Raw genomic sequence first — 13,017 nt, 5'->3', positions numbered from 1 at the left:
TGGCAGGTTTTTTGTTAATTAAATCGCCTTATCAAAATACAAATCCACACCACTTTGTTTAGACATTGTCTTTAAATAGGCCGCCACTTCCGGTGGGAATTGAATATCTCGTACACAGGTTAAATTACGCAGCATAGGGAAAACCATAATATCCTCCAAAGAAAGCTTGCCGTTTAATGCTGAGGCGGATTTTATTAATGGCACAAGGTTTTCAAGATCTTGATGTAAGCGAACAAGATAATTGGCTGTTTCATCTAAATTTTGTTGAAAATCTCCGATGGCTTCCGTTTTCTTTTTAATGAAATAATCCACCGCACTTTGGGTGTTAAATTCCGCTAGATCCATTTTTACAAAACGTGGAATGAGCAAATGATTATAGTAACGCCCCACTGTTTTTACCCATTCCTCCACTTCAGAGCGAAGTTGCTCAGAAAGGATTTTTTCACCGAAATGTTCATCCACATAGTGGACAATATCTAAACTTTCCGGCATTGCCGTGCCGTCTTCTTTGATTAAAATCGGGACGACCTTTTTCCCCACCAAACCGATTGGGGTGGCTTCATCATCATTGGCAAGCATAACGAGTTCAAAGGGCAGATTTTTTAACCCGAAGATCATTCTTGCACGCACACAAAACGGACAATGATCATAAGCATATAATTTCATATTAATCTCCTATTTGAGTGAAATTCTCTAATAATTTACCTAATCCACTTTGCCGTTTTACCGTTTGACGCACCGCCATTTTCCAGATTTTTTCATCGGCAAAAATATGAAGTGATTTTTTCGCCCGGGTCACCCCGGTAAAGACCAATTCTCGGGAAAGCACCGGGTTCGGCTCTGTGGGTAATACCATAAATGTATGATCAAATTCCGAACCTTGCGATTTATGAATCGTCATCATAAAGGCGGGTTCGTGGGCAGGAATACGGCTACTTAGCACCTCACGATTGCCAAACCACACTTTGCCCTTTGCCAAACACAAGCCGATATCCCCATTGTATAAACGCACATTGTGATCGTTTTCAGTGATCATAATTGGCTTACCAAGATACCAATCTTGCTCATTTCTAAACCAAAGTAAATGCTCCCGCCGCAATGCTAAAGCGATTTCTTTATTCAGATTTTCCACACCCAATGGACTGTTGCGAAGTGCGGTCAAAAATCGAATTGAATTAAAACGGGCTTGGATGACCTCCGCATAGGTTTTCCCTTCTTCATTCAATTGATGAAGCTCCACGCCCTGCTGTTGTAACGCCCGGAATTCCATTAAATAAAGGCGATAATTTTCAACCGCACTTTTCACCACTTGTTGCACCCAATCCGTTTCATTTTGTTCGCTCTCAAAGCGATTAAAATACAATTCTTGAGGAAAGGTGGAAAATAATCTAAGGCTTTCTTCCCCATGCCCACGTTGAATTTGTTCAGCCAATTTACCAATGCCCGAATCTTTATCAAACCGCCGGCTGAAAGTGAGATGACATAAACTATCACGCATTGGATTAGCAACAGCGGTACTTGGCACAAAATAACCGGTGGTTTGGCGTAAATAATCTGCTTGTTCCTCACTATAAGGCTCTTCTGTCCATTGCGCCAGTTCCCCCAACACCGCCCCCGCCTCCACCGAAGCAAGTTGTGCTTGATCGCCCAAAAGAATCAATCGGCTTTCCGGTCCTAATGCATTGATGAGTTTTGCCATTAAGGGTAAATCAACCATAGAGGTTTCATCCACCACTAAAACATCAAGCTGTAATGGATTATGTGCATGATAACGGGTGTTATCGTTGAAAGCATTCACACCCAGCAAGCTATGTAACGTACCGGCTTTTTGTGGAATTGATTGCAATAAAGTCTCATCTTTCACCTTTAAAAACGTTAAGGCGTTTTGGATAGATTCTTCCAATCGTGAAGCGGCTTTACCTGTCGGGGCGACTAATTTAATGTGCAACTTATGTTGATAGAGTTCTTGTAACACTAACAAAAGCCGTGTAACAGTAGTCGTTTTACCTGTACCCGGTCCACCGGTAATCACCGTAAACGGATTTTTAATTGCTGTGGCTACGGCGACTTTTTGCCAATCAATATCTTCCGTTTGGTGCGGAAAATAACGCACTAATTTTTCTCGGATTTCTTCATTGGAAAATGCCAAAGTGCGGTGATTTTTTAAAGCGTTTTTAATATATTGTGCTACCCGGTATTCATCCTGCCAGATGCGATAAAAATACAGTGCGTTAAATTGAAACACCATAGGGGCAATGTGCGAAATCGGATCTTGTGTAAAGGCAATATGTCCCCGTAAATGAGATTGCCACTGTTCTACTGCCAGAAAATTAATTTTTTGCTGAATTTCCGCCAAATAATTCTGTTCTGTAGCACGATAGCCCAAACCGAATAAATTTCGTGCCAATGCCGTATCCAATTCAACGCAGGTATTGCCTTGAGCATAATGCCAACTACAAAGTGCCGCCAGTAAAACCGCTAAATTTTTAGTTGGATCGGGGAGATCATTCGGCTGTTTATCCGCAATGAGTTTGGCAAAATAATAGTCGCCTAAGCTAATGATATTTTGTTCATTCAATGTTTCTAAGAGTGCGAGCATTAAAACACTTCCTCCAATTCATCAATGAGTTGCGCACTTGGGCGATCAAAAAACACACCGGATTGCGGTTCACCGTTCATTCCCCTCAAGAAGAGATAAAACACGCCACCGAAATCACGTTCATAGTCATACTTGCTATCTACGGTTTTTAAATAACGGTGTAACGCCAAGGTATAAAGCAAATATTGCCAATCATAATGATGATGTAACATTGTTTTTTCTAGGGCTCTCTGCTTATAATCTGCCCAAGTTTCACCAAGAAAATTCGATTTATAATCCAACAAATAATACTTGCCTTGATAGCGAAAAACCAAATCAATTGTACCGCGAATCATACCTTGAATATCCTCAAATTGTAGAGGTTCGCTTGGCAAATGATGATGGGCTTGTAACGCTTGATTAAAACCCGATACATCAAAATGATCCCGAATGGACAAATAAAAAGACATCTCTTTAATACAATCGGATTTTGCCAAATCAATCAGTTTGATCCCGTGGGAATCCGACAAAGGGGTTTGCACGATTTGTTCAAACCACTGTTGTAATGGTGTAATGAAATCCGATTCAAGCTGTAATTCCTGACAAAGCTTTTCAAGTACCGATTCATTAGTCAGGGCATTAAACTCATTTTTTTCTAAATAACGATGTAGTACCGTTCCTACCTGTGTGCCGTGCGGAAGTGCGGAAATAATCTGTTCTTTTTCACGAGAAAGTGCGCTCAATATTTCCGGAGAATTTTGTGCCTGCAATTGTGTGTCATAATCTTTTGCTTCATCAAAAACAGCGGATTTTTTTACCGCACTTTCATTAACATAATTCATCCAACGATGTTTTTGTTCTATGCCTGTGAAACTGGTTACGTGCCAATTTTGTTCAATGTTTCCCTGAAATTGCGGTGCGGAAATTCCATCTTGTGTTGAAGAAAAAGTAAGAGGCGGTAATTGGGTTAATGTTTCTGCCGATTCAATGACAACATTCTCGGATTGTTCTACATTTTCTTTAAATTGGTTAAGCAAAGGAGCAGTCGGATAGCTTTGTGACAACGTAAAATTCTTGCCAATTTCCCCCTGTGTGAGCAAGTAAAGAAACGGATTCCATTTTTTATCGAATTGTGCCGGTAAGGCAAATGCCATTTGATATTTCGCCCGCGTTAATGCCACATAAAGCAAACGTAATTCTTCCGCAAAGGTTTCCTCTGTCAATTCAGTTAAATGGCGATTTTCCATATCCCACAAGAGGGCATCTTTATCTTTTGAATAATAAAGCTTAATGTGACCGGATTGATTCGGATCACGGTTTGGCACGGCTAAAAACGGCAGCCAGACTAAATCATATTCCAATCCTTTGGATTTATGGATCGTCACAATTTTGACGAGCTGACGTTCGCTTTCCAAACGAATTTGTGCTTCTTGTCTGCCCTCTCCACGAATTTGTTTTTCAAACCAACTCAGTAACGCCGCTTCGCTGTTATTTAACGTGGAGGCTTGTTGCAAAATCTCTGCCAGATGTAAAAAATCCGTGAGATCACGCTCACCGCTCGGCAAATCCAATAAACGTTCGGCGATGCCTTGTTCAAGTAAAAGATGGTGCAACATCGGCAATACACCTTGTTTTTGCCAAGTTTGCTGATATTGTGCAAAGCTATCCGCCCAACGTTGCCAATCCTGTTCATTATGATGAATTTGGTGAATTTCTGCCGCTGTCAAACCAAAAAATGCGGTAGCAATGGCATTTAAAATCGGGCGTTCTGCCACGTTCAAACAGGCTTTCAAAACCAATACCAATTCTTTGGCAATACGACTGTCAAACACGCTGCTTTGATCGGAAAGAAACACCGAAGCAATACCTAATTGCTGCAGTGCCGTTTTCACTAATGCCGCTTCATATCTATCACGTACCAATACGGCGATACTTGCCGCCTGTAAGGTTTGGCAGGTTTCCGAATCCTTAAAAACAGCCTGATTTTCAGCCGCACTTTTTAACCAATGTTGAATGGAAACCGCACAGGTTTGAGCAAGTGCGGTTTTGTCCAATTTTCCGCCTTCATCTTCCGTCAAATAAAAGCGATAAGCCGGTTCCCGTTTGCCCTTCAAATAAAATTGGCGATGATCCGTTCTTGCACCGACCGGTGTAAATTCAATATTGTCATAAATGAAGGGTGAGTTAGGAAAATCGAATAATTTATTGACGCCATCCACCATCCTTTGCTCGGAACGATAGTTTTTCATTAAATTAAAACGTTTATCCGCCTGAGCCGCCGCTTTAAGATAAGTAAAAATATCTGCCCCCCGGAAACGGTAAATTGCCTGTTTGGGATCACCGATCATAATAAAACCGGTATTCTTCGCTTGGTTTTCTCGGTAAATTTTGGAAAAAATCCCGTATTGTTGCGCATCCGTATCCTGAAATTCATCGATCATCGCAAAAGGATATTGAAAACGGATCATTTCAGCCAATTGTTCGCCTTGTTCATTTTGTAACGCTTCACAAAGTAAACGCAGTAAATCATCAAAAGATTTTTCTTGATGATTACGTTTATATTCGAGGAGTTTTTGCTGAATGCCTTGGCGATAATGGAAAAGAATAAGTTTTCGGAGTAAATCGGGAGAAATCGTGTTTTGATATTCTTCGACTAATTGATCCAATTTTTCTAGGATCGCCAGCCTATTCGGCTGTTTTCCTGCCGCAGCATTACCCTCTACAGCAGATTGTGTGAAATATTTTATTATATCTTCGCTAACAGAATGTGCTGTCGTATCCTTCACCCAAGCCGTCACCCTTGTATAATAGCCGGGCAAATGATTAGCGCGATATTTGTTGCCGTTTAGCCGCTTATTTTGAAGTTCTTGTTCAATGAAATCCTTAATCTCAAGCTCATTTTCCTGCCATATTTGCTTTAATTGATCAATGATCTTGCGTTGCCCTGCCACATTTTCTAACAGTATTTCAAGCGGTAAGGAAAGAAGAGTGTTATTTTCCAATTCAGCATCGTAATTTTTCCCAATATCATTTTTAACCACCGCCAATACGTTATCCGGCGATTTCAGCTCTTGTGCAATAAAATTCGCCATTTCAAAAGGTAACGGATAAAAATGTTCCCGCCAAAATTCATTGGCAAATTGTTTGAGTAAATCCGATTGGTCTTTCACTAATTCCAAATTGAAATGCACACCGGAATGAAAGGCATATTGCATCAACATTCGGCGACAAAAACCATGGATGGTAAAAATCGCAGCGAGATCCATATTTTGTTCCGCCAATTTTAATCGTTGAATAGCGAGAGAAAAATCATCAATGCTTTGCGAAAGTGCGGTCAGAAATTCATCGTTTTTAAAGGCACTTTCCGAGTGGGTTTCCACATAAGCAGATAATTTTTGAATCGCATCCTTTATTCGTTCACGGATTTTTTGTTTTAACTCTTCCGTTGCCATTTCCGTAAAAGTCACCACCAAAATTTCTTCCACGTTTAAGGGGCGTGAAAAATTTTGCTCACCGGCTTGTAATAAAAGGCGAAGGTAAAGGGAACCGATGGTGTAAGTTTTCCCCGTTCCGGCTGAGGCTTCAATTAAACTCACTTGATTTAAGGGTAATGTGACAGGATTAAGCGGCGTTAATTGGGTCATAGGGTTATAAATGAAAAAATCAAATGGCGGTATTTTAGAGGCTAATTGAGGCTTTGGCTACGCATTAAATTGATTTTTTAATCAAGCGGATTTCGTTACAATAACACCGCTATAAACCCTAACCACAAAATAGAGGATTATTAAGAAAATATGCGAAAAGGTCGCTGTTGTGCCTTATTAGGGATGATATTTTTAGTCGGGATTATTTCTTTACCTTGGTGGATTTCATCAAAAAAAGTCGAGAGTGCGATAAATTATTTTCTTGCACCTCATTATTCCGTGAAATTATCGAATGACTGGACAATAAATCATAAAGGCTTAACGCTCCCTACTTTTCAGGTGAATGTAGGAAAATGTATGCTAGCGGATCTGTATAATATTCAACTTAATAGTTGGATTTCACCGCATTTAGTCGTTGAAAATGCTTATATTGACTATGCTTGTGTTCAACATATACCAAGTAATAATGATAAAACACCGATAAAATTGACCGCACTTTTTGCTGCAATGCCAAATGCTGAAATCAATATTAAGCGGTTTCAATTCTTAAATGCCAAGGATCTTGTTCCACCTATTTTTCATGACGTTCTCAATACGTCTATCTCTGCAACGGTAAGCCATCACAATGAGCAATTTCAACTCGATTTTTCCGCCCAAAATGATAAAAGATTAATATTGCAACATCACTCAATGCTTTCCCAGCAAGATAACCGTTTTGTTTGGCAAGGTAAAACCGATTATCAACCGGAAGAAAAACAACATTACCAATCCCGATTTTTCGTTCGACTCAACGATGATATTTTGCAATTACATCCTCAAGGAGAAATGAGCCTCACTTGGCAAAACCCTCATTTCTCAGTCAGTACCGGTGAAGCCTCTCTTTCTTGGCTGGGGGAAAACGGGCAGCTTAAAGCACAGGATCTAACACGCCATTCCCCCCTCTTAGATATTCCCTTTGTTTTCACACAAAACGGATTGGAAATTTCATGGGGTACGTTCTATTGGACGTTTGACGGTTATCAACCGATTAAAGGCTTCTTGGGATTATCTTTACGAACTCCGTCCAAAGGTTGGCTTCCCTTTGGGATTGATACCAACATAATCGTACAAACCTTCGGTGAGTATGGTAAAGGTGAAATTGTGATTTCCGGCGAAAATGGGGAAATTGGCGGCGGTGAAAACCTGGATCAGATCCGTTTTAATTTAAAAACACGGGGCGATTTACGCTATAACAATACGGTAGCACAAACAAATTTAACCTATCATCTCGGCGGCACCTTTAGCCATCCTCTACTTCGTTTTAACCCAGGATCTATTTTCAAAATGGATAATCAGCAACAGGGTTCAAACATTCATATGCATCTGCCCTTAGACAATGTTCAAATCGGTAAATATGGTTTAGACGGTCGATTATCGGCAACATTACAAGGTTTTACACCGCAATTTTCCGATATTGATATGAAGCTGGACGGACAAGCCGATGAATTTATTGCCGGAATTAAAACCGTCTTTGAATTACGTGATCCTCAGCAAAAATTACAAAATGCAGAGATGAATGCAAAAAATCGCTGGGATTGGACAATTCAAGGCAAAACATATTGGAACGCCTTAAAGACACCGGTGAATCTACAAGGTATTGGCTTTTGGCAAGGTAATTATATTGAGCTGAATCAGCTCTCCGCCACCTCAAACAACGTAAAAACGAACGGCATTGCGATGGCGCCACTTTCTTTGGAATTAAAAGATCGGCTACGCTGGGATTATGAAAAAAACCATATCCGTGGATTATTGCAAGCCAAAAGCGATTGGATCGCCTTTGATTACGGCGGACGTTTTGTTAAACCGGTTTTTGGGGTGGGCATTGATGGGGAAAGTATCGGGCATTTTAATGTTGCAGGCGATTTAAAAGCCGGTGCACTTGGCCCGATAGATTTATTTGCCCGTTATGAAGATCAACGTCTCAAAGGGAAAATCAGTTGGAAGCCTCAATCCGCCAAAGTTTTCCAATCCCTTTTCCCACAACAATGGGGTTGGTTGATTCATCGAGGGCTGATTAAAGGAGTGAGCGATTTCCAGATTGATCAGGAAGGTATTGGCATAAAAGGGAATTTAAATTTACATAATGCCACTATTTCTTTTCCAAATGGGGAAATTGAAGATTTGGACATTCATTTCCCCCTCAATTATCAGAATAATGTTTTACAAAATTTGAGCAACAATCCGATCAAAGTTTCTGTTCGTAATATGCGTAACGGAGCATTATACCTAAATGATGCCACCTTTAATTTATCCGGCACTTATCCCTATTCTCGGGCTAAACCGCTCACCTTGAGTAATGTGAGAATCGGTTTATTTGATGGTGAGATGACACTGGATAAACTGAATTTTCCACAACATAAAATCGCCACATTAAAATTCCGTAATATTGATCTCCAACGAGTAATGACAATGGCACAATATAATCAAATTTATTTAGAAGGGCGAATTAATGCAACACTTCCTTTTTGGTTAGATAATCACGCTTGTTTCATTTGCAACGGTACTTTAGAACAGGTCGATAAAATGCAGATTAGACTGAACGATGAAGTGGTAAACGGCTTGAAAAAAGGCGGTTTCACGGAAAATATGATGGTAGATCTATTAAAAGAAATGGAGCTTGAACATTCTTCTGCAAACCTTGATCTTGCTTCTAACGGGCAAATGAATTTACGCGCGACAATCAAAGGATTCAATATGAACAAACCAACACACCATCCAATTACCTTGAATTACCATCACCAAGAAAATATGTTCGAATTATGGAATATGATTGACTACGGCGCACAATTTGAACAAAATTTACAATATCGACTTTACCAAAACTTAGAATATGAAAAAACACCTTAAAAATCGACCGCACTTTTTTGTGGCTTTATTTTCCCTTAACTTATTAACAGCTTGTACCCCAACCATTCAACTTGATACGCCTAAAGAGGGGATCACAATCAATATGAATGTGGTGGTTGATCACAATATTAATGTCACGATGGATGAAAAAGCCAAAGCGGTAGCGGAAAAGAAAGAGAAAAAATAGCAACTTGATTTCACAAGCCACCAAAGAAACAAAACCAACCGCTCCCAAAGTGCGGTTGGTTTTTGCTTATTTTCAGCATTATATCGCTGCTGCATAACCTTTATTTTTTAGTTACTTATGACATCCCTACGTTTTAACGACTACTTTTGTCCATTTGGTACATCATACCGTTATTTTTCGTTTTGGTTTTTCGCTGGTAGTGGTGCGAAATAGCCCACCGCCAACAATAACCCCCCAACCACAATGAAGGAAACAATGCGTGCAATGCCGCCGCTGTTGCTGAGTTCCACGGTAAAGAGTTTAACCACCACCAGAGAAATCAAACCTGCACCAATCAACCATGATTTGCGGTACGCTAATCGGTTGCCTTTGACCATAAGTGTAATGGCGCACAGTGTCCATAAAATCGAAAGCGAAGCCTGCAAACCGAAAGAGCGTAACATCGCATCCAAGTTCCACGGGATATCCCCATAAAAATACCACAAACGCATTAACATCACGTTTAATAGCAACCAACCTGCCGCCCCGATAATTAAGAAAAATTCCGTTTTTATCTTTTCCTGACTGACAGATTTATGCCAAAGCCAAAGCAGCACTAAAATGCCAAGCGAACAAAATTCTAAAGGGTTCAAAACAGGAATATATCGCCATGGAGAAGGATCGCCGCTCTCCCCTAGCCCCACAAGAAAAGCGATAAACAGAAAAATAATGGAGAGAATAACGCCTTGTTTTAAATAAACCTTTTCCATGCCCCATTTTTGCAACGTTGGGCGCAATTTTAACAAGGCAAAATCGACGATTAACGGCACGACCACTTTTGACGTTTCAAACCAAGTTTTGGATAGCGTATAATCCATCGAATCAACCCATTCCACAAAATAAACCGACCACGCCAAAATAAAGAAATTTAATCCGCCGACATGCCAAACTTTCTGTAATTTAGCCTTAAGTGTCGTTTTCCAATTTGGCATAGTGGCAATATGTAAGATTGTCGCAATAAGCAATATGAAGAAATATTCCAATAAATGCCGGTTTATTCCCTCGAGAAACAACAATAATGAATAACAGGCAAAAATCGGTAAAAATGCCACTTGGGTTTGTGCAAGCTGTTTCCAACGAAGCCAAGGGGTAAGCAAAATGCCCACACCAAAAATAATGAGAATATTCACGGCACCTCTCACACTACTATACAAGTCCAAATAGTCATCAAGCAGAAACCATAGCGTTATGCCACTATAAATAAGATTCGCCCAGCCGCCCAGGTTATGGATTCGTAAAACTGACGTTTTGGGATTCGAAACCAACCACCCCACAATAAAGGCGGAGATTGCCAAAACCCCATTGAGCCAAAGCGGTAATGTATCGAGCCATTGATAAAATTCACCGATAGAAATTTTGAAAAGCCAGTCAAATCGAAACGCTAATAAAACCACAAACTGGGCAAAATCACTTTCAAACAGGCGCGGAGAATTTTCCATTTGCCCACCGAAGAGGTGGATGAAAAATGGAAAAAGAAAACTCATCGATACCCAAAACGTGAGCAAAAGATTGCTTTTACGCCATTGCCAAAACGCGCCGAGTAATGCCAAAACGACGATAAAAATGACCACACTTTGATAACTCAAATAGCCGTGGGCATAAAGTTGGGCAAAATACCATACTACACCATATAACAATAACCCAGTAATGCCCATCACGCCACGGGTTTCCCATAATGCCGAGTGAAGTTTACGATGATGTGCCCACATAAGAGGGATAACAAGACCTTGCAATAATAATGCACTGCTAATCACGGCATCAAAAGGAGCATAAAATAGCTGACAAAGCAAGGCAGTCAGACTCAATGCTACACCGTTTAAACGGACAAAAGGCATTTTTTGTTTCACACCAAAAACATAAAGCAACGTGCCTTCAATACCTAATAAGAAGAATCTATTTAATGTTTCGTTGAAAATGTTACCAAGCCCCAAAGTGAAGAAAACCAAGCCCAGTAAATACATTCCCTGTGCCACTACTCCAAGTGCGCTTCGTTTTGTCATTACAACCCCGCAGACGGTGTAAAACAACGCAAAAGCAAAAGCGGAATACATTAAACTTTGAGGAAAAGTCTCCACCAATGAATATTGCATACCAAAAGCCGTCAACGCACTTCCGAATAGCAGACTTCCATCCAATGAACCAACCCGTCTCATTCCGCTAAGCCAAGTCAGCCAAAGTTGTTTCAATGTTGCATTATCATCCGATTCTGCCGAAAAACCCTCTTGTGATTGCGTTTGTAAAATGGCAAAACGGCACACGATAAAAGTGTAAAGTACGATATAGTAAACAAGGAAAAGCTGGCAAATCAGATATAATTCCGGTGTGTAATATTTCCATCCCCAACCTAGAATAAGGGCAGTTGACCCCACAAAACTGATCAAATTAAGCGAACGCCAAGCCTTAAACCAAGCCACAAAGGCAACGCCGGTATTCAGCAAAGCTAAATAGCAGAATAAAACCAAATAATTACCACTGCCGTCAGAAACCAACACCGGAGAGGCTAATCCGCCCAATAATGCTACTTGTGCCAATAAACGGGAATTTTGCAGTAACGCTAAACCAACCATGGTGATGACTAATAAAACCTGAGTGGAAAACACCACGGAGGCAGGCAAAAGTTGGTGAAATTTTAACGCCGAAAGCGAGGTGAGGTATAAAATGCCGATGCCCAAGCCTTGCAATATCAAGGCATAATCATAACGACGATAACGTAACCGCCAACCTAAAACTGTGGAAATGACACCGATAACCGCCACGCTTGCATAGCGGTTTTCAATAGAAAATGAAATATATTCGGAGGCAAGACGCAGTAAAAAACTTAAGCCTAAAAACAAAATCACCGCCCCCACTTTCACGATAGGATTGCCTTTCAGCAACCAAGCCAAAATCGGGTTGGATTTTTCCTCTTTTGGTAGAATATCTTCCGTTTTTTCCTCGTGGATTACTTGTCTTTCCGCGTGATTCAAAGTCGGTTTAGAAACCTCCGAAATTTTGACCTCACTTTTCACCCAAGGCGAATCTTCACGAATTTCCTCTTTAACGGGATTTGAAACTGGTTCGGAAACCCCTGAAATTTTAACCGCACTTTGTGACGTTGGCGGAGTTTCATTTTGACTTTTATTTGACGGTTCGGAATGAACAAGAGAAGAAATTTCGGATTCCATCGGTGAAGAAACCACTTCGCCATATTTCTCCCGAGCATTTTCAGCAATACTGTGAGGAGCAAAATCCGCATTCTTTACGATGTTTAATTGCGCTTCCAAATCATCGATACGCGCTTTAAGTTCATCTATCTGATCAAAGATTTTCGCATTTTTTACCATTTGACAGGGAATATACAAAAGCAAAAACACAACAATGATAACAATAATTTCCATTTTTTATCCTTTACCACCGTGATGAGTGTCAAAAAGTCATCATTTACTAAAAATTCAGCACTTTATCCGCTTCAACTGTCCAATCGGCAAGCTCAACCAATGTGCCGATTTCCACCCCTTTCGCCAAAGGTAAATCCGTGATCCCCCGTGCGTTAGTGCAGGTTTTGCAAAGTTTTACCATTGCCCCCTGCGCCGTTAGAATTTCCAGCATTTGCTGTAAATGATAGCCTTCCGCCGGATTTTGTTTCGCTAACCCACCACTTACCGCATCAGACATTAAAAATAACTTCAAATTGACCGCACTTT

General features: G+C 40.5%; 7 protein-coding genes. 2 read left to right on the top strand and 5 right to left on the bottom strand.

Annotation, left to right across the window (positions count from 1 at the left end; translation table 11 throughout):
• Window positions 1-18: 18 nt before the first annotated feature.
• The 3 genes from grxB to recB are packed head-to-tail and all read right to left on the bottom strand — an operon-like array spanning window position 19 to window position 6,222.
• Window positions 19-666 carry a glutaredoxin 2 gene (grxB, locus tag BKK52_RS12585; RefSeq protein ID WP_077415889.1) on the bottom strand — a complete coding sequence of 216 codons (648 nt, stop codon included), beginning with the start codon at window positions 664-666 and terminating at the stop codon, window positions 19-21.
• Window position 667: 1 nt separating this feature from the next.
• Entirely contained in the window at window positions 668-2,599 is a 1,932-nt protein-coding gene (gene recD, locus BKK52_RS12580) for an exodeoxyribonuclease V subunit alpha (RefSeq protein ID WP_077478841.1), read from the bottom strand.
• Window positions 2,599-6,222, bottom strand: a complete 3,624-nt coding sequence (gene recB / locus BKK52_RS12575) for an exodeoxyribonuclease V subunit beta (protein ID WP_077421354.1) — start codon at window positions 6,220-6,222, stop codon at window positions 2,599-2,601. The genes recD and recB overlap by 1 nt, the downstream gene beginning before the upstream one ends.
• A gap of 150 nt (window positions 6,223-6,372) precedes the next feature.
• Here recB and BKK52_RS12570 point away from each other — a divergent pair, with 150 nt between their 5' ends.
• Together BKK52_RS12570 and BKK52_RS12565 are read left to right on the top strand one after the other, a co-directional pair.
• Entirely contained in the window at window positions 6,373-9,108 is a 2,736-nt protein-coding gene (locus BKK52_RS12570; protein WP_077478840.1) for a YdbH family protein, read from the top strand.
• Window positions 9,092-9,295, top strand: a complete 204-nt coding sequence (locus BKK52_RS12565) for a YnbE family lipoprotein (protein WP_077478839.1) — start codon at window positions 9,092-9,094, stop codon at window positions 9,293-9,295. Before BKK52_RS12570 ends, BKK52_RS12565 begins: the two co-directional genes overlap by 17 nt.
• A gap of 170 nt (window positions 9,296-9,465) precedes the next feature.
• On the opposite strand, the gene BKK52_RS12560 is transcribed toward BKK52_RS12565, so the two are convergent.
• A complete protein-coding gene (locus BKK52_RS12560; protein WP_077473822.1) occupies window positions 9,466-12,711 on the bottom strand; it encodes a DUF2339 domain-containing protein in 3,246 nt (1,081 codons plus the stop codon).
• Window positions 12,712-12,757: 46 nt separating this feature from the next.
• A partial coding sequence (locus BKK52_RS12555; RefSeq protein WP_143531429.1) for a DsrE/DsrF/TusD sulfur relay family protein occupies window positions 12,758-13,017 on the bottom strand: 260 nt, incomplete at its 5' end.

Origin of the sequence: Rodentibacter trehalosifermentans, from assembly GCF_002000545.1 — a bacterium.
GTDB classification, from domain to species: domain Bacteria; phylum Pseudomonadota; class Gammaproteobacteria; order Enterobacterales; family Pasteurellaceae; genus Rodentibacter; species Rodentibacter trehalosifermentans.
The sequence above is the reverse complement of the archived record's forward strand: the minus strand, read 5'-3'. Positions and strand labels throughout refer to the sequence as shown.